Below are 17,844 nucleotides of genomic sequence, written 5' to 3' on the forward strand. Positions count from 1 at the left end.
CGTGGATGCCGTCCAGAGATCCGACCAATCGCCGTCGGAGAGTTGGAGGGAACCATGGCAAGAAGCCGATCGCGCGCCCGCCTCCGCACGGTCCTGGCGCTCACCGTCGCCGCCCTCACGCCGCCGGCCCCGCTCCAGGCCACCGCCGCCGGGCCGCCCGCTTCCGCACCCGCCCACCGGCCGGCCGCGAGCCCCTGCCACGCCCCCGTACGCCCCGCCTCCCAAATGACCGTGGAGCCCTGCGACACCCCGGCCCGGATCATCGAGAAGGCCGCCCACATCGTGCCGACCGCCGCCCAGCGCGCCTGGCAGCAGCGGGAGGTCACCGCGTTCACCCACTTCGGCATGAACACCTTCACCGGCCGCGAGTGGGGCTCCGGCACCGAGGACCCGAAGCGGTTCGCGCCGCCGCGTATCGACGTCGCCCAGTGGATGCGCGCGTACAAGGCGGCGGGTGCCGAGCAGGTCATGCTGACCGTGAAGCACCACGACGGCTTTGTGCTCTACCCCAGCCGCTACACCCCGCACTCGGTCCTCGCCGCGCCCGGGAAGCCCGACGTCGTCGGCGCGTACGTACGGGCCGCCCGCGCGGCCGGGCTCAAGGTCGGCCTCTACCTCTCCCCGTCGGACGGCGCCGAACTGCCGCACGCCTGGCACGCGCGCTGGGTCGAGGAGATCCGGCGCAAGCAGGCCGAGGGCGAGCCGCTGAGCCTGCCCGAGCGGGTCGCCCTGGAGGACCGCGGCCGGGCGCCCGCCGGGCTGGGCCGCTTCGGCAACGGCAGCCCCGTCACCGAGCGCACCATCCCCACCCTCGTCCCCGGCGACGACCGCGCCGACGCCGTACGCAGCGGGCGGCTGCCCTCCTTCACCGTCCGCGCCGACGACTACGACGCGTACTACCTCAACCAGGTCTACGAACTGCTCACCCAGTACGGTCCGGTCGAGGAGTTGTGGCTCGACGGCGCGAACCCTTGGGCGGGCGCCGGCATCACGCAGCTGTATGACGTACGCCAGTGGTTCGAGACCATCCGCCGCCTCTCGCCGCGCACCGTCGTCTTCCAGGGGCCGCAGGGCGTGCGCTGGGTCGGCAACGAGAAAGGCGTGGCACGCGAGACGGAGTGGAGCGTGACGCCGTCCGCCGTCGATCCCTGGTCCGTGCTCTCCGGCGGCCTGCCGAACGACTCCACCGACGCCGACATCGGCTCCCGCGCCAGGCTGCTGGCACCCGGCACCAAGTACCTCCAGTGGTACCCGGCGGAGGCGGACGTCTCGATCCGCCCGGGCTGGTTCCACCACCCCTGGGAGCGGCCCAAGACGCCCGGACAGCTGCTGGACCTGTACGGGAAGAGCGTCGGCCGCAACGCGTCGCTGCTGCTCAACGTGCCGCCGGGGCCGGACGGCCGGATCGGGGCGGCCGATGTGGCCTCGCTCACCGGCTTCGGGCGGGCCGTACGGGAGACATACGGCCGCGATCTCCTGAAGGGCGGCCGGGCCGCGGGCGCGGTCACCTTCGACCGGGTCGGCGTCGGCGAGGACCTGCGCCACGGGCAGCGGGTGGAACGGTTCGCCGTCGAGGCGCGGACCGGCGGGAGGTGGCGGCGGATCGCCGAGGGGACGACGGTCGGCCACCGGCGCATCCTGGCGCTGCCCGCGCCGGTGACCGCCGACGCCGTACGCGTACGGGTCCTGGCGGCGCGCGCCACCCCGCACCTGAAGCCGGTGACCGCGCATCTGGCCGGGCGGTGACCGGCCCGCGGTGCCCCTGACCGGTACCGAATCGGTCCGGTCAGCCGTTAGGCCACCCCGGGCGCGCGAGGGTGAACGGCGTCCGATACGTTGACCTCGTGAGCAATCTGGTCAAGAAGAACGCCCTGCGCGCCGGAACCGTCACGGCCGGCACCGCGCTGCTGCTGCTGATGTCGTCCCCCGCGTTCGCGCTCACCCGCGACGATGGTGACGACCCGGGCCCGGGCCTGAGCGTCGTCCAGACGCTCGGCCTCTACGTGGCCGCTCCCATCGTCCTCTTCCTGGTCATCGCCGGACTGGTCATGATCGGCGACAAGTCCCGCAAGCAGCCCAAGGTCTGATCCGGGGCTCACTCCACACCTCTTCGAGGGCGTCCGCAGGTTCGCGAGAACCGGCGGGCGCCCTCTTTTGCGTTGCGCGCGGGCGGGCACGCGGTGGGGCCGGGCGTGAGCGGAGGGCGGGATTCCACCCGGGGCCGGTCTTCACACGGGCCTAACCTACGATGGCGTAACCTACGGGCCCGTAGGTATCCCCGTCCCCAGGAGTCCCCGTGACCATCGCCCCCGACCGCCACGCGCAGGAGCGCGGCCAGGCCGCATGGAGCGACACCCGGCTGCTGTACGCGCTCGAAGAGGTCGTCGAAAAGGAGCTCAACCGGCATCTGAAGGCGGCCAAGGACTGGATGCCGCACGAGTACGTGCCCTGGAGCGACGGCCGCAACTTCGACGGCGTCATGGGCGGCGAACCGTGGTCCCCGGAGCAGTCCAAGGTCACCGACATAGGCCGGATCGCCCTGGTGGTCAACCTGCTGACCGAGGACAACCTGCCCAGCTACCACCACGAGATCGCCAGCCTCTTCGGGCGCGACGGCGCCTGGGGGACCTGGGTGCACCGCTGGACGGCCGAGGAGGGCCGGCACGGCATCGTCATGCGGGACTACCTGCTCACCAGCCGGGCCGTGGACCCGGTCGAGCTGGAGAACTTCCGCATGGCGCACATGTCGGCCGGATTCGAGTCCGACAACGCGCACAGCATGCTGCACTCGGTCGCGTATGTCGCCTTCCAGGAGCTGGCCACCCGCATCTCGCACCGCAACACCGGCCACCACTCCGGCGACCCGGTCTGCGACCGGATGCTGGCCCGTATCGCCACCGACGAGAACCTCCACATGGTCTTCTACCGGAACCTGCTCGCCGCCGCGTTCGAGCTGGCCCCCGACCAGACCATGTGCGCCGTACGGGACGTGGTCACCGGCTTCCGCATGCCGGGCCACGGCATGCCCGGCTTCGAGCGCGCCGCGGCCCGGATGGCGCTCGGCGGCATCTACAACCTGCGCATCCACCACGACGACGTGCTCCAGCCGGTGCTGCGCTACCTGAAGGTCCTGGAGATCGGCGGCCTCGGCCCGGCCGGGCTGCGGGCCCAGGAGGAACTGGGGCTGTTCATGGGCGGGCTGGACGACCAGGCCCGCAAGTTCGACGAGCGGCTGGCGGCCCGGGAGGCCCGCCGGGCGGCGCGGGGGTAGCGGTCCGGGAGGCCGCCGGGCGGCGCGGAAGCAGGGGGCTCCCCTGCCCGCCTGCGTACGCTGCCCGCATGGCCGACTGGGACATCAAGAAGCTGCGCATCCTGCGCACCCTCCACGAGCTGGGCACGGTCACCGCCGCCGCCGAGGCGCTGCACCTGACCCCGTCGGCGGTCTCGCAGCAGCTGACCGCGCTGGCCAGGCAGCTCGGGGTGACGCTCCTGGAGGCGCACGGCCGGCGCGTACGCCTGACGGACGCCGCGCACCTCGTCCTGCGGCACGCCGAAGCCGTCTTCGCGCAACTGGAGCGCGCGGACGCGGAGTTGCTCGGCTACCTCCAGGGCGAGGCGGGCGAGGTGCGGGTCGGCGCGTTCTCCACGTCGATCCCCGCGCTGGTGGTCCCCGCCGTACGGGAGCTGCGCCGCTCGCACCCGGGGCTCCAGGTGTCCGTACGGGAGGCGGAGGCGGCCGAGGCGTACGGACTGCTCGCCGAGGGCAGTGTCGACCTCGCCCTCTCGCTCGCCGCGCACGCGCCGACACCGCGCGACCCGAAGTTCACCCGGCTCTCGCTGCTCGCCGACCCGCTGGACGTGGCGCTGCCCGCCGGGCACCCGCTGGCCGGCGAGCCGGGGCTGCGGCTGGCCGACCTGGCGGGGGAGCGGTGGATCTACGGGAGCAGCGGCCCCTGGTCGCAGATCACCACCGCCGCGTGCGAGCACGCCGGATTCGTGCCGGAACAGGCGCACGCCGCCGCCGACTGGGACGCGATCCTGGCGATGGTCGGCGCGGGCATGGGGGTGGCGCTGGTGCCGCGGATGGCGATGTCGGGCGTACGGGGCCGGTCGGGGCCGGGCCGCGGCGACGGCCCCGTACAGGGAACGGGGGTGGCGGTACGGGTGCTGCGCGCCGACCAGCCGCGGCGGCACGTCGTGGCGGCCGTACGGCGCGGGGCGGAGGGGGCGCCGGGGCTGGCGCGGGTGCTGGCGGCGCTGCGGGAGGTGGCCGAGGGGCTCGCCGTACCGCCGGAAGCGGACACCGGTCGCTGACCGAGGGCGTGGGCGTCCATTCAGCTCACCTGAACGCTGTCTCCAGAAACTTTCGATAGACCTGGAGTAAACGATCCTGCGAAGGTCGAAGAGTTCGCGTCACCCCCTCACCGAAGGGCAGAGATGACCACCACTCCGGCCGCCGCCTCCCCCACCGACCCGCATGCCAACGACGCCGCCCCGTACGGCGGCGGTGACCCGTACGCGGACTACCGCGGCGGGGACTTCCCCTTCACCTCGCTCGTCGACCTCGCCGACCGCCGCCTCGGCGCCGGCGTCGTCGCCGCGAACGACGAGTTCTTCGCCGAGCGCGAGAACCTGCTGACGCCCGGCCCCGCGGTCTTCGCCCCCGAGCGCTTCGGCCACAAAGGCAAGATCATGGACGGCTGGGAGACACGGCGGCGGCGCGGGGCCGACGGCGCCCACCCCTTCCCCACCGACGACGAGCACGACTGGGCGCTGATCCGCCTCGCCGCCCCCGGCATCGTCCGCGGCGTCATCGTCGACACCGCCCACTTCCGCGGCAACTACCCGCAGCAGATCACCGTCGAGGCCACCGCGCTCCCCGGCAGCCCGAGCCCCGAGGACCTGCTCGCCGCCGACGTGAAGTGGGAGGAGATCGTCCCCCGTACGCCCGTCCGCGGCCACGCCGCCAACGGCTTCACGGTGACGGCCGAACGCCGCTTCACCCACCTGCGCCTCAAGCAGCACCCCGACGGCGGCATCGCCCGGCTGCGCGTCCACGGCGAGGTCGTGCCCGACCCGGCCTGGCTGGACGTGCTCGGCACCATCGACCTGGCGTCCGTCCTGCACGGCGGCGTCGTAGAGGACGCCTCCGACCGCTTCTACTCCTCGCCCACCCAGATCATCCGCCCCGACCTCTCCCGCAAGATGGACGACGGCTGGGAGAACCGCCGCCGCCGGGTGCGCGACACCAACGACTGGGTACGCTTCCGCCTCGCCGCGCAGGGCGAGATACGCGCCGTCGAGATCGACACCGCGTACCTGAAGGGCAACGCGGCGGGCTGGGCGGCCCTGTACGGATGCGACGCCCGGACCGCCGACCCGTCCGACGACGCGTCCTGGTTCGAGATCCTGCCGCAGACCAAGCTCCAGCCCGACACCCCGCACCGCTTCGCGCTGCCGCGCCCGGTGACCGCCACCCACGTACGGCTCGACGTCTTCCCCGACGGCGGCGTGGCCCGCATGCGCCTGCACGGCGACCTCACGGACGAGGGCCGCGCCGGACTGGTGCGGCGCTTCGATGAGCTGAGCGGCTGAGCCCGGCGCCACATGGCGAAGGCGCCCCGGACCACCTGGCCCGGGGCGCCTTCAGCGCATTCGGCGAACCGTTACGCGGCCGCCTCGTCCGCCCGCTGCGCCTTCAGCGCGCGCTCGATGCCGGAGCGGGACTCCGAGACCAGGCGGCGCAGGGCCGCGCTCGGGTCGGCCGAGGCGAGCCAGGTGTCCGTGGCGTCCAGGGTTTCCTGGGAGACCTGGAGGGCCGGGTACAGGCCGACCGCGATCTGCTGCGCCATCTCGTGGCTGCGGCTGTCCCACACGCGCTTGACCGCGGCGAAGTACTTCTCCGTGTACGGGGCCAGCAGGTCGCGCTGGTCGGTCTGGACGAAGCCGCCGATGACGGCCTCCTGGACCGCGTTGGGCAGCTTGTCGCTCTCCACGACCGAGGCCCACGCCTCCGCCTTGGCCTCGGGCGTCGGACGGGACGCCCGCGCCGCCGCGGCGTGCCGCTCGCCCGCCGAGGTGCGGTCGCGCTGGAGTTCCGCCTCGATGGCCTTCTCGTCGGCGCGGCCGGTCGCGGCCAGCCGCTCGACCAGCGCCCAGCGCAGCTCGGTGTCCACGGCCAGGCCGGGGATCTCCTGTGTGCCGTCGAGCAGGCCCTGGAGCAGGTCCAGCTGCGCGTCCGTACGGGCCGCGGCGGCGAACGCGCGGGCCCAGGCGAGCTGGTGGTCGCTGCCGGGGGCAGCGGCCCGCAGCTGCTCCAGCGTCGCCTCGGTCCACTTCGCGAGGCCGGTCTCCCGCCAGGCCGGGGCCGCGTACAGGTCCAGCGCCAGCTTCACCTGCCGGTGCAGCGACTGGACGACGCCGATGTCGGACTCCTTGGTGATGCCGGACAGCACCAGGTCCAGGTACGCGCGGGCGGGCAGCTCGCCGTCGCGCGTCATGTCCCAGGCCGACGCCCAGCACAGCGCGCGCGGCAGCGACTCGGTGAAGTCGCCCAGGTGCTCGGTGACGACGCGCAGCGAGTCCTCGTCCAGGCGCACCTTGGCGTACGACAGGTCGTCGTCGTTGAGGAGGATGACGTCCGGGCGGCGGGTGCCCGCCGGGAACGGCACCTCGGTGCGCTCGCCGTCCACGTCCAGCTCGATCCGGTCCGTACGGACGAGCTTGCCGTCCTTCAGGTCGTAGCAGCCGATCGCGATGCGGTGCGGGCGCAGCACCGGCTCGCCCTTGGCGCCGGCCGGCAGCGCCGGGGCCTCCTGGCGTACGGCGAAGGAGGTGAGCGTGCCGTCCCCGGCGACCTCCAGCTCCGGGCGCAGGATGTTGATGCCGGCGGTCTCCAGCCACGCCTTCGACCAGGTCTTCAGATCCCGGCCGCTGGTCTCCTCCAGCGCGCCGAGCAGGTCGGACAGGCGGGTGTTCTTGAAGGCGTGCGCCTTGAAGTACGCCTGGACGCCCTGGAAGAACTCGTCCATGCCGACGTAGGCGACGAGCTGCTTGAGGACGGAGGCGCCCTTCGCGTACGTGATGCCGTCGAAGTTGACGAGCACGTCGTCCAGATCGCGGATCTCGGCCATGATCGGGTGGGTGGACGGCAGCTGGTCCTGCCGGTACGCCCAGGTCTTCATCGAGTTCGCGAAGGTGGTCCAGGCGTGCGGCCAGCGGCTGCCCGGCGCGTGCGCCTGGCAGGCGATGGAGGTGTAGGTGGCGAACGACTCGTTCAGCCACAGGTCGTTCCACCACTCCATGGTGACCAGGTCGCCGAACCACATGTGCGCCAGCTCGTGCAGGATGGTCTCGGCGCGCGTCTCGTACGCGGCGTCCGTCACCTTCGAGCGGAAGACGTACTGGTCGCGGATGGTCACCGCGCCCGCGTTCTCCATCGCGCCCGCGTTGAACTCCGGCACGAAGAGCTGGTCGTACTTGGCGAACGGGTACGCGTAGTCGAACTTCTCCTCGAACCAGTCGAAGCCCTGCCGGGTGACCTCGAAGATCGCGTCCGCGTCCAGGTGCTCGGCCAGCGACGGACGGCAGTAGATGCCCAGCGGCACGGACCGGCCTTCGCCCTCCCAGGTGCTGTGCACGCTGTGGTACGGGCCGGCGATCAGCGCGGTGATGTAGGTGGAGATCCGCGGCGTCGTTTCGAACCGCCACACGTTGTCCACCGGCTCCGGCGCCGGCGAGTTGGAGATCACCTTCCAGCCCTCGGGGGCCTTGACGGTGAAGGTGAACGTCGCCTTCAGGTCGGGCTGCTCGAAGCTCGCGAACACCCGGCGGGCGTCCGGCACCTCGAACTGGGTGTAGAGATACGCCTGCTGGTCGACCGGGTCGACGAAGCGGTGCAAGCCCTCACCGGTGTTGGTGTATGCGCAGTCCGCGACGACCTTCAGCTCGTTGCGGCCCTCGCGCAGCCCCGGCAGCGCGATGCGGGAGTCCGCGAAGACCGTGCCCGGGTCCAGGTTCTCGCCGTTCAGCACCACCTCGTGCACGGTCGGCGCCACCAGGTCGATGAACGATTCCGCACCCGCCTCGGCGGCGTCGAACCGCACCGTGGTCACCGACCGGTAGGTGCCGCCCTCGCCGGCCTCCTGCGCGCCGGAGAGGTCCAGATCGATCTCGTACGCGTCCACGCTCAGCAGCTTCGCCCGCCGCTGCGCCTCGTCGCGGGTCAGATTCGTGCCAGGCACCCGTTCATCTCCTTCGCTTCGGACTTTGGGCCATCCTTCCACGGAGCTCCCGACCACCCGGTCGGGGCATGGGAGAAGATCCGGCCCACCCCGCCCGCGCCCGTCCCCTACGCTCCGCCGCAAGGAGGCGACGATGGCTACGACAGAGCACGACACAGCCGAGCACATCATGCGCGGCAGGGACGGGCACGGGCTACTGCGTTTCCTGGAGGAGCGCCCGGAACTGGATCACCTCAGGATCGAGCTGGTCGAGGGCAAGATCGTCATGCGGCGGTCGGGACCGCCGTTCCGTACCCGCACCGTCGCTCTGCTCGGCTCCCAGATGGAGCGCGCGGGCTGGGCGGGGCTGTCCGGCCAGGCGCTGATCTCCGGCGTACCCGGCTCCGAGCCGAAGGCGGACCTCGTTGTCACCACGGATGAGGCCATGCAGGACAACTGCCACCCCTACCCCACGGACCGGGTGCACCTGGTCGTGGAGGTCGTGGAGAAAGTCGTGTCCGAGCGGGACAGCGACTACGCCGGGAAGCGCAGGTGGTACGCGCGGAGCCGCATCCCGCTCCATCTGCTCGTCGACCCCAACGAGGGCGTCGTCGAGCTGCACTCGCAGCCCGGTGACCGCTGGGGTAGTAATCCCCTTCCCACCCGAGTAGCATCATAGGTATGAAGATCAGCGTCAGCCTGCCGGAAGAGGACATCGCCTTCCTCGACGCGTACGGCAAGAAGACCGACGCCGATTCGCGGTCGGCGGTGATCCACGCGGCGGTCGAGCTGCTGCGCGCCTCCGAGCTGGAGGCGGACTACGCCTCGGCGTGGGAGGAGTGGGACGAGAGCGACGATGCGCTGCTGTGGGACGGGGTCTCCGGGGACGGGATCGGAAGCGCCGATGCGGCGCGGTGACCTCTATCTGGTCGACCTGGAGCCGGTCCGGGGGAGCGAGGCCAACAAGTACCGTCCTGCGGTGGTCGTGTCCAACGACGCGGCCAACCGGTCCGTGCAGCGTGCCGGGAAGGGTGTGGTCACGGTCGTGCCCGTGACGGCCAACGTCGCCCGGGTCTACCCGTTCCAGGTGCTGCTGACCGCCGACGACTGCGGGCTCCCGCGGGATTCCAAGGCCCAGTGCGAGCAGGTGCGCGCGGTGTCCGTCGAGCGGCTGGGACGGCGGGTCGGCAGCGTTCCGGCGCGGGTGATGGTCGGGCTGGACGCGGCCCTGCGCAGGCATCTGGCGCTCTGAACCGGCGCTCTGAACGGGCCAGGCAGCTCCACGTCCGATTTCCGCCGGAAACGGGCCGGATGCCCGCCCACCCTGTACGTATGACGACGTACACACCCCTCCCCATTCCGGAAGCGGCCCTCAAGGAACTGCGCGTATCGGACGACTCCGGCCGGCTCATGGAGCCCTGTGCCGCCGGGTCGCCGAGTGACCGGCTGGGCAGTGTGGGCAGCCCGCTGCGCTGCTGCCTGCGGCCGGTGGAGGAAGGCGAGCGGATCGCGCTCGTCTCGTACGCGCCGCTGCGCCGGTGGGCCGAGGAGACCTGGGCCCGGCCCGGCGCGTACGACGAGTGCGGGCCGGTGTTCATCCACGCGGAGGACTGCGGCGGGCCGGAGGCCGGACGGACCGGGTACCCGTTCGCGCGGCCGGGTGCGCTGCGGACGCTGCGGCGCTACAACGCGGACGGGCACATCGTCGGCGGGCGGTACTTCGAGATCCCCGAGGACGCGGACGCCGGGTTCGACGCGGCGCTCGCGGAGGCCTTCGCGCAGCCGGACGTGGCGCTGGTGCACGTCCGCGCCCTCGAATACGGGTGCTTCCACTTCGAGGTGCGGCGGCCGTAGGCGGCACGTCCGTACGCCGCGGGGCCCGTACGGACGTCCGTACGGGCCCCGCCACGCGTGCGGAAACGTCTCAGCCGCGCAGTTCCGCCGCGACCAGCTCCGCGATCTGGACCGCGTTCAGCGCCGCGCCCTTGCGCAGGTTGTCGTTGGAGAGGAACAGCGCCAGGCCGTGGTCGACCGTCTCGTCCTTGCGGATGCGGCCCACGTACGACGCGTCCTGGCCGGCGGCCTGGAGCGGGGTGGGGACGTGCGAGAGGGCGACGCCGGGGGCGCCGGCCAGCAGCTCGTTGGCGCGCTCGGGGGTGATCTCGCGCTCGAAGCGGGCGTTGACCTGGAGCGAGTGGCCGCTGAAGACCGGGACGCGCACACAGGTGCCGGAGACCTTCAGCTCCGGGATCTCCAGGATCTTGCGGCTCTCGTTGCGGAGCTTCTGCTCCTCGTCGGTCTCGTTCAGGCCGTCGTCGACGATCGAGCCGGCCATCGGCAGCACGTTGAAGGCGATCGGGCGGACGTACTTGTCCGGCTCCGGGAAGTCGACGGCCGAGCCGTCGTGGGTGAGCTTGGTGGCGTCCTGCTCGACGGCCTTGCGCACCTGCTCGTCCAGCTCCGCGACGCCGGCCAGTCCGCTGCCGGACACCGCCTGGTAGGTGGAGACGACCAGCGAGACCAGCCCGGCCTCGGCGTGCAGCGGGCGCAGCACCGGCATGGCGGCCATGGTGGTGCAGTTCGGGTTGGCGATGATGCCCTTGCGGCGCTCGGAGATCGCCTGCGGGTTGACCTCGGAGACGACCAGCGGGACGTCGGGGTCCATGCGCCAGGCGGAGGAGTTGTCGATCACGACCGGACCGGCGTCGGCGACCTTCGGCGCCAGCGCCTTGGAGGTGGCGCCGCCCGCGGAGAAGAGCACGATGTCCAGGCCGGAGTAGTCCGCGGTGGCCGCGTCCTCGATGGTGATCTCGGTGTCCTGCCACGGGAGCGTACGCCCGGCGGAGCGGGCCGAGGCGAACAGTCGCAGCTGCTCCACCGGGAAGTCCCGCTCGGCGAGAATGCCCCGCATCACGCCGCCGACCTGACCGGTGGCTCCGACGATTCCGATCCTCATGGCACTCCTTGTATCGGTACGTACAGCAGCGGAACGGGCGCCCTGCGAGGGCACCCGCCCCGTTACTGTCCACTATCTCAGGCCGTCACGGCACGACCTTTTCGATGCGCACTCCGCCGCTGCCGGTGACCGTGCCGGACGGGTTCAGCAGCCGGACCTCGCCGGAGAAACCGCGTCCTTCGGGGGCCGGGCCCGCGACCGAGACCTCGGCCGTGACCTGCGTCGATGCTCCGCTACCCAGCTTCACCGGTTTCGATTCGTCCGTCTTCAGCGAGCCGAGCGCGGGGGAGTAATACACATCACGGTAGTCGTAGGCGGTGCTGCCGGCGGGGACCTCGTAGCCGTCCACGACGACGGTGTACGTGCCGGGCGCGGGCTTGGCGACGCTGACCGCCTCGTCCGAGCCGCCGGTCGCCGAGGAGGCGACGACCTTGCCGCCGAACAGGATGCTCAGGTCCAGGTCGGCCTTGGCATCGGCGGGCGCGCCGATCGCGGCGTCCAGCCGGGACACCCCGCTGCCCACGACGACCTCGTACCGCTGCGACTCGCCCTGCTTGACCTCCGGGCGCTGCGTACGGGACGAGCCCAGCTCGCCGCCCTTGAGGGTGCCCTCGAAGGCGGCGGAGGCGTTGGTGACCTTCCACGTCACCGGGGTCGGGCTGCCGGCCTTGACCTCGGGCAGGACGCGCACGGCCGGGTCGAAGGTGGTGCCGAGGGTGGACGCGGTGACCGTGTACGGGTTGTCCAGCAGCGGTGAGGTGCGCCGCGCCTCGACCTCGACCTCCCAGACGCCGGGCGCCGGGTTCTGGTACGTGCGCCGCACCGGGTCGCACGTGTTGGCCGGGTTCGGGTAGTTGGGGTAGCAGTTCGGGGTGCTGGTCGGGTCGGCCGGGACGCCCTGCGGGGTGATCGCTATCCAGCGCGTCTGGCTGCCGGCCGCGAGCCCGCCCATCGTGACCTGGAGGGCCTTGGCGCCCTTCGGGACGGCGATGAAGTACGAGGTGGTGGCGTTGCGCTGGGCGGTGCCGGACTTGGCGAGGGTGTGCGACGGCGCGGCCAGCGGCTCGGCGGCCACCACGGTGGCGAGGATCTTGCGGTCCACGCCCTCGGTGCGCGGGTCGTCCAGGTCCAGGGTGACGCTGTGCAGGCCGGCGGTGCGGGGCTTGGCGGTGATCTCGATCGTCACCGGCCGGTTCAGCGGCAGCCACACCGCGCCGTCCTCGTCCGGCAGGTCGAAGGTGCCGTCGTTGTTGATCAGGTCGAGCTCGTGCCGCACGGGGCGGTCGGGGCCGGTGGTACGGGTGAGGGTGATCTCGTACGTACGCGACTGCCGGACCTTCAGGCCGCCCTCGCGGTCGTAGAGGCCGGTGCCGTAGCCCGGCGTCTTGAGGCGGTCGGACAGGGCCGTCTTCACCGGGGCGCGGACCGTGTACTCGTGCGCGGCGGCGCCGTGCCGGATCGCGGACCAGGCGGCCCGGATGTCCATCAGGCCGGAGCCCTGCTCGTACGACTGGAAGCCCTTGATCTGCTTGGCGGTCGAGGTGAGCGCGGTGCGCAGCTTCGCCGGGGGCAGCGCGACGCGCTGCTGCTTCGCGGCGGACAGCAGCAGGGCCGAGGCGCCGGTGGCCTGCGGCGCGGCCATCGAGGTGCCCTGGAGCATGGCGTAGCCGGGCGGCAGGTCGTAGCCCGCCTCGGCGGTGGGGCCGCCGGGCTCCCAGGTGGGGATGGTGTTGATGGAGGCGCCGGGCGCGGTGATGACCGGCGTGAAGCCGCCGTCCTCGCGCGGGCCGCGGGAGGAGAACGGCAGCATGGCGTACTTGCGCGTCACGGCCGAGCCGTAGTTGGCCGCCCAGGTCTCCTTCGAGATGGACGCGCCGACGCTGATGACCTTGTCGGCCAGGCCCGGGTCGCCGATGGTGTTGGCGCCGGGGCCGCTGTTGCCCGCCGAGATCACCAGCTGGACGCCGTAGGTGTCGATCAGCCGGGTGTACAGCTCGGCGCGGGCGTTGTTGCCGTCGTTGAGCGCGGGCAGGCCGCCGATCGACATGTTGACGATGTCCACGCCGCGCTTGGTGACGAGGTCGATCATGCCCTCGGTCAGCGCGATGTTGGTGCAGCCGCCGCTCCAGGTGCAGGCGCGCGAGGAGACCAGCTTGGCGCCGGGCGCCACACCGTTCATCTTCCCGCCGAACAGGCCGTTGGCGGCGGTGATGCCCGCGACGTGGGTGCCGTGCTCGGACTCCACGACGCCGATGTTGACGAAGTCGGCCTTCTTGCCCGCCCAGTCCGCGCCGAGCGGGTCCATCGGCACGTCCTTGCGGACCTCCACCGTGAACGGGATGCGCTCGGCGATCGGGGTGTCCGGCTTGTCCTCGCCGAAGTAGCCGATGTCGAAGCCGTCCTTGTACGGCTTCATCGGCTTGTCGTCGGTGAAGTCGCCGTTGTCGTCGAGGTCCACCCGGACCGTGCCGGCGGCCGGGTCGTAGAGCACGCCCCAGCGGTCGGTGGTGTCGCCGTCGCGGTTCAGGTCGCCCTTCATGTCGCCGCCGGTGGTGGCGGCCTCGGCGAAGGTGCTGATCCGGTACGAGCCCTCGGGGGCCTTGTAGGTCCGGCCGTTGTAGGTGAAGGACGGGCCGGAGACGGCGGTGGTCATCGGGCGCCAGGTCTGGTCGCCGTCGCTGATGGGTCGGTCGCGGTCACCCAGTCGACGATCTTGCGCTCGCCGGTGGTGGTCTTCTGCAGCGCGGGGTGCGCCAGGTCCACGCCGGAGTCGAGGATGCCGATGGTCACACCGCGGCCGTCGGCCTTGGAGTGGTCGCGTACGAAGTCCACCGCGCCGGTCTCGAAGGACGGCTGGTACGGGTTCTTCGCCGGGGTGTCCTTGCCGGGCGCCGGGTAACTCCCGGCCTGCGGCTTGCCCTTGGCCCCGCTGCCCGCGTCGGGCCGCGGGTCCGGCAGCTTGATCTCCTGCCGCAGGTCGATGGCGTGCACGTCCGACAGCTTCTGCATCTTCGCGATCGCGGCGTCGGCCTGGGCGGTGGGCACGGTGGCCCGTACGTAGCCGAGCTTGTCGTCGGTACGGCCGACGGAGGCGCCCTTCAGGGAGTCGAGGCCGGCGGCGGCCTGCTCGGTGGCGCCGGGCGCGGTGGCGAGCATCATCGAGACCAACCGGGCGCCGCCGGCCTTCGCACGGGCCAGCAGCTCGGCGTCCTGCGAACCGAGCTTGTCGTGCGGGCCCTTCGGCTCGGGCGTGGTGCCCGCGGATATTCGGGTGTCCGCGTCGGTGCCGGCGGCGTGGGCGGTGCCCGCCGCGGTGAGGGCGGGCCCGGCCGCGGTCGCCACGGCGACGGCCGCGACGGCCGCGAGCCGGGCCGTGCGTCTGGCCCGGCCGGCGGCCGGACGGGGGGTGTCGGGGGTCATCGCACACCTCTTCAGGGTGAAGGGTCCGGAAATCGGACCTGTATGACCGCTCAATATGACGTAAGGGGAGGGTGTTTGGGGAGGGATGCGATCACAAGATTGTGAACATTCGTGCGGACTGTGCGGGATGTGCGGGCGGTGCGGGCGGTACGTCCGGAGCCTTCGCCGCCCGGCACCCGGCCGGCCGGGACCGTCGCCCGCCTACCCCGTGACATGAACCTCCGGTGACCTCGGCCCGCCCCTGGTCCGAGGGCCCGGTAACCATCGTCGGCCGCTGTGATCCCTGTCCGGCGATCGGCGGCCGGCGTTGCCGCACGGTTCACCCGGGGTCCATTCCGGTTGCCAACGCTCCCTGCTGAAAGGGCAGTTGCGGGCTTTCTCGCGCTGCCCCCGCCGCTGCCCGTCCGTACCAGGGAGCTCGCGCATGCCCCGTACACGGTCCGCCGCCCCCTCCGTGCCCGGCCTGGATCGCCGGGCCTTTCTCACCGCCACCGGTGCCGTCGGCGCCACCACCGCCCTCGCGCTGGCCTACGGGACCGGCGTCGCCCCGACCGCCGCGCCGGACAGATCCGCCCCGCCCCTCGTCGCCCCGGAACCGGTCGCCGCGCCGCCCGTTCCCCGGGTGCCGTACGCCGAGGGCACCACCCTCGCGACGGTGGCCGCCCCGCGCGGCGGCGCCGGCTACCGCAGGCTCGCCGAGGGCCGCGGCTGGGACCGCGTCGTACGCGCCGAACTCGCCGCCGCGCGCCCCGGCCGGGACGACCGGCGCACCGTACTGGCCTCCTTCGTACAGCTCACCGACCTCCACCTGCTCGACGTGCAGAACCCGCTGCGCCACGAATATCTGCGGGTGCGGGCGGCCGGTGCCTGGCGCCCGCAGGAGGCACTGTCCGTCGCGGGCGCGGTCTCCCTGGTCGAACGCGTCAACAGCCTGCCCGGCGGGCCCGCCACCGGCGCTCCCCTGTCCTTCGCGATGACCACCGGCGACAACACCGACAACAACTCCAGCATCGAACTGGACTGGTTCCTCACCACGCTGAGCGGCGGCCGGATCACCCCCAACTCCGGCGACCCCCGGCACTACGAAGGGGTGCAGAACAGCAACCACCCCCTCTACTGGCAGCCGGACAGCGACCTGCGCGACGCCGACAAGCTGCGCGGCTTCCCCGGCGTGCCCGGCTTCCTGGAGGCGGCGACCCGTACCGTCACCAGCCCGGGGCTGCGCCTGCCCTGGTACTCGACCGTCGGCAACCACGACTCGCTGCCCGGCGGCTGCTGCGCCCCCGACGACCCGTTCCTGGCCGAGATCGCCACCGGCGGGCGCAAGCTGGAACTGCTGCCCGCCGACGAGGCGATCCGCGCCTATCTCGCGGTGCTCGGCGGCCCGGGTCCCGGGCGGCGGGCATTCGCCGACCTGCTGAAGGCGCACGGGAGGCGGGCGCGCTCGGTCACCCCGGACGAGCGCCGCGTCCCCTTCACCCGCGCCGGCTACCTGCGCGCGCATCTCGATCCCCGGTACACCGGCCCGGGACCGCACGGCCACGGCTATACGGCGGCCGACCTCGACGCGGACCGGCTGTACTACAGCTTCCGCATCGCGGAGGACGTGGTGGGCATCAGCCTGGACACCACCGACCCCGGCGGCCACCACACCGGCTCGCTCGGCTCCGGACAGCTGCGCTGGCTCGACCGCACGCTGCGGGCCCACCCGTACGAGCACGTCCTCGTCTTCAGCCACCACACCAGTACGTCGATGGACAACACCGTGCCCGACCCGGCCCTCCCGGCCGAGCGGCGGCACAGCGGGGCCGAGCTGGTGGCGCTGCTCTCCCGGCACCGCAACGTACGGGCGTGGATCAACGGCCACAGCCACCGCAACCTGATCACCCCGCACGGCACGTTCTGGGAGGTCACCACCGCCTCGCACGTCGACTTCCCGCAGCTGGCCCGGATCGTGGAGGTCACGGACAACCGCGACGGCACGCTGTCCCTGTTCACCACGCTCGTCGAGTCGGGCGCGCCGTCCCGTACGGACTTCGGCGACCTTTCGCAGCGGGGCCTGGCCGCGCTCTACCGCGAACTGTCCTGCAACGCGCCGGGAGCCCGGAGCGATCTGTCCGGCGGCCCCGGCGACCGCAACACCGAGCTGCTGCTGAAGCGGCACTGACGGGTGCCGCCGCCGGGATCAGCGCGGCAGCACCACCACGTACGAGCCCGGGTCCTCGTCGTCCGCCGCCATCAGGGCCGTACGGATCACCGCCGCCTGCTGCTCCGGGGCGTCGCGCAGGGTGCGCGGGGTGACGTGGACGACCGTGATGCCCAGCCGCTCCAGGTGCTCGCGCTTGCGGGCGTACTCGGACCAGAGCGCGTCCTCGTCCTGGCGCGGCGCCCGCGCGTCGATCTCCACGGCCACCGCCTGCTCGGGCCAGTACGCGTCCACCCCGCCCAGGTGGGGGCCGCCGGGCAGCCGCAGCTCCACGTTCCACAGCGGGTCCGGCAGGTCGTACTCCCGCACCAGCTCGTACAGCCGGCCCTCGGCCAGCGTGCGGCCCTCGGCCAGCAGCGCGTCCACCGCGTCCACCACATGCGGCTGGTTCAGCAGCCGGGCCTGGGTGAACTCACGCACCACGGCGGTCGCTTCGCAGTGGCCGCCGCGCACCGCCTCGGTCAGCAGCCGCCGTACCGTACAGGCGTCGGTGAGCCCGCCGACGGCGTCCGCCAGTGCGCGGGGCACGGGGGCGACCGGCACGCCGGTGATCTGCTGCGGGCGCGGCATGACCTGCGCCCGGACGACGCGCGCGAAGCCGATGGTGCGCAGCCGCCGGGCGCGCGGCACCAGGACCTCGATGCGGTCCAGGGACAGCAGCGGGGGAGCGGACGAGAAGCGGTGCAGGGCCAGCGCCGCCAGCCCGGTGATCATCGGCCCGCCTTCGGGCGCGGTGCCGCCCTGCGCGGGGACGGCGGGCTGCCGGTTCGCCGCGTACAGCAGCACCGCGTGCAGGCGCTCCTCGCTGGTGGGCGGCCCGGGGTGGAGCAGGTGCACGCCCGGCAGCACCTGCTGCCAGGGGCCGCCGGGGCGGCACCGCTCGGCGGTCTCCGCCGTGTCGACGCCGTGCTCGCGCAGCTGGCGGGTGGTCAGGACGCGCGGCCCGGCGCCGGGGCGGCTGTGCAGCGGAAGGGGGGAGAGCGGGGTGGGTGACTCCCCGCCGGAGCCAGGGGAAGTGTGGTTCATGCCCGCCCCATTCC

Annotated in this window: 13 protein-coding genes and 1 pseudogene; 10 read left to right on the top strand and 4 right to left on the bottom strand. The window is 72.6% G+C overall.

Annotated features, from left to right (window positions below; all coding sequences use genetic code 11):
• Positions 1-54 precede the first annotated feature (54 nt).
• The 5 genes from ADK86_RS37065 (at position 55) to alc (ending at position 5,595) form a co-directional block, all read left to right on the top strand.
• On the top strand, positions 55-1,746 hold the full coding sequence (locus ADK86_RS37065; RefSeq protein WP_053700580.1) for an alpha-L-fucosidase: 1,692 nt from the start codon (positions 55-57) through the stop codon (positions 1,744-1,746).
• 98 nt (positions 1,747-1,844) lie between these two features.
• Positions 1,845-2,087 (top strand): hypothetical protein, encoded by a 243-nt coding sequence (locus tag ADK86_RS37070; protein ID WP_030588730.1) that lies wholly within the window; start codon positions 1,845-1,847, stop codon positions 2,085-2,087.
• 209 nt (positions 2,088-2,296) lie between these two features.
• Positions 2,297-3,271: an acyl-ACP desaturase gene (locus ADK86_RS37075; RefSeq protein ID WP_053700581.1), complete on the top strand. Its 975-nt coding sequence runs from the start codon at positions 2,297-2,299 to the stop codon at positions 3,269-3,271.
• Positions 3,272-3,339: 68 nt separating this feature from the next.
• Entirely contained in the window at positions 3,340-4,314 is a 975-nt protein-coding gene (locus tag ADK86_RS37080; RefSeq protein ID WP_053700582.1) for a LysR family transcriptional regulator, read from the top strand.
• Positions 4,315-4,437: 123 nt separating this feature from the next.
• Positions 4,438-5,595, top strand: coding sequence for an allantoicase (gene alc / locus ADK86_RS37085; protein ID WP_053700583.1), 1,158 nt, complete (start codon positions 4,438-4,440; stop codon positions 5,593-5,595).
• Between the two features lie 71 nt (positions 5,596-5,666).
• On the opposite strand, the gene pepN is transcribed toward alc, so the two are convergent.
• Positions 5,667-8,243, bottom strand: a complete 2,577-nt coding sequence (gene pepN / locus ADK86_RS37090) for an aminopeptidase N (RefSeq protein ID WP_053700584.1) — start codon at positions 8,241-8,243, stop codon at positions 5,667-5,669.
• Between the two features lie 133 nt (positions 8,244-8,376).
• Between pepN and ADK86_RS37095 the strand changes: the two genes are divergently transcribed.
• The 4 genes from ADK86_RS37095 to ADK86_RS37110 all read left to right on the top strand — a co-directional run bounded on the left by ADK86_RS37095 (position 8,377) and on the right by ADK86_RS37110 (position 10,076).
• Positions 8,377-8,901 carry a Uma2 family endonuclease gene (locus ADK86_RS37095; protein ID WP_053700585.1) on the top strand — a complete coding sequence of 175 codons (525 nt, stop codon included), beginning with the start codon at positions 8,377-8,379 and terminating at the stop codon, positions 8,899-8,901.
• Positions 8,902-8,903: 2 nt separating this feature from the next.
• Entirely contained in the window at positions 8,904-9,140 is a 237-nt protein-coding gene (locus ADK86_RS37100) for a ribbon-helix-helix domain-containing protein (RefSeq protein WP_003982452.1), read from the top strand.
• On the top strand, positions 9,127-9,474 hold the full coding sequence (locus tag ADK86_RS37105; RefSeq protein ID WP_030375094.1) for a type II toxin-antitoxin system PemK/MazF family toxin: 348 nt from the start codon (positions 9,127-9,129) through the stop codon (positions 9,472-9,474). Before ADK86_RS37100 ends, ADK86_RS37105 begins: the two co-directional genes overlap by 14 nt.
• A gap of 80 nt (positions 9,475-9,554) precedes the next feature.
• Positions 9,555-10,076, top strand: coding sequence for a DUF1203 domain-containing protein (locus tag ADK86_RS37110; protein WP_053700586.1), 522 nt, complete (start codon positions 9,555-9,557; stop codon positions 10,074-10,076).
• A gap of 70 nt (positions 10,077-10,146) precedes the next feature.
• On the opposite strand, the gene ADK86_RS37115 is transcribed toward ADK86_RS37110, so the two are convergent.
• Complete coding sequence (locus tag ADK86_RS37115; RefSeq protein WP_053700587.1) at positions 10,147-11,178, bottom strand: aspartate-semialdehyde dehydrogenase; 1,032 nt, start codon at positions 11,176-11,178, stop codon at positions 10,147-10,149.
• 85 nt (positions 11,179-11,263) lie between these two features.
• Positions 11,264-14,598: pseudogene (locus ADK86_RS37120) on the bottom strand (S8 family serine peptidase).
• Positions 14,599-15,022: 424 nt separating this feature from the next.
• Here ADK86_RS37120 and ADK86_RS37125 point away from each other — a divergent pair.
• Positions 15,023-16,765, top strand: coding sequence for a TIGR03767 family metallophosphoesterase (locus ADK86_RS37125; RefSeq protein ID WP_053700588.1), 1,743 nt, complete (start codon positions 15,023-15,025; stop codon positions 16,763-16,765).
• An 18-nt stretch (positions 16,766-16,783) separates the two neighbouring features.
• Here the strand turns inward: ADK86_RS37125 and ADK86_RS37130 are convergent, their stop codons facing one another.
• Complete coding sequence (locus ADK86_RS37130) at positions 16,784-17,830, bottom strand: hypothetical protein (protein ID WP_053700589.1); 1,047 nt, start codon at positions 17,828-17,830, stop codon at positions 16,784-16,786.
• Between the last annotated feature and the right edge of the window lie 14 nt (positions 17,831-17,844).

Origin of the sequence: Streptomyces sp. NRRL F-5755 (genome assembly GCF_001279365.1) — a bacterium.
Classification (GTDB): domain Bacteria; phylum Actinomycetota; class Actinomycetes; order Streptomycetales; family Streptomycetaceae; genus Streptomyces; species Streptomyces rimosus.

Excerpts from the sequence above, each read along its gene's own strand:
- ADK86_RS37065 (WP_053700580.1), top strand. The coding sequence starts at position 55 with ATGGCAAGAAGCCGATCGCGCGCCCGCCTCCGCACGGTCCTGGCGCTC.
- ADK86_RS37080 (WP_053700582.1), top strand. The coding sequence starts at position 3,340 with ATGGCCGACTGGGACATCAAGAAGCTGCGCATCCTGCGCACCCTCCAC.
- alc (WP_053700583.1), top strand. The coding sequence starts at position 4,438 with ATGACCACCACTCCGGCCGCCGCCTCCCCCACCGACCCGCATGCCAAC.
- ADK86_RS37095 (WP_053700585.1), top strand. The coding sequence starts at position 8,377 with ATGGCTACGACAGAGCACGACACAGCCGAGCACATCATGCGCGGCAGG.
- ADK86_RS37100 (WP_003982452.1), top strand. The coding sequence starts at position 8,904 with ATGAAGATCAGCGTCAGCCTGCCGGAAGAGGACATCGCCTTCCTCGAC.
- ADK86_RS37105 (WP_030375094.1), top strand. The coding sequence starts at position 9,127 with ATGCGGCGCGGTGACCTCTATCTGGTCGACCTGGAGCCGGTCCGGGGG.
- ADK86_RS37110 (WP_053700586.1), top strand. The coding sequence starts at position 9,555 with ATGACGACGTACACACCCCTCCCCATTCCGGAAGCGGCCCTCAAGGAA.
- ADK86_RS37115 (WP_053700587.1), bottom strand. The coding sequence starts at position 11,178 with ATGAGGATCGGAATCGTCGGAGCCACCGGTCAGGTCGGCGGCGTGATG.
- ADK86_RS37125 (WP_053700588.1), top strand. The coding sequence starts at position 15,023 with ATGCCCCGTACACGGTCCGCCGCCCCCTCCGTGCCCGGCCTGGATCGC.
- ADK86_RS37130 (WP_053700589.1), bottom strand. The coding sequence starts at position 17,830 with ATGAACCACACTTCCCCTGGCTCCGGCGGGGAGTCACCCACCCCGCTC.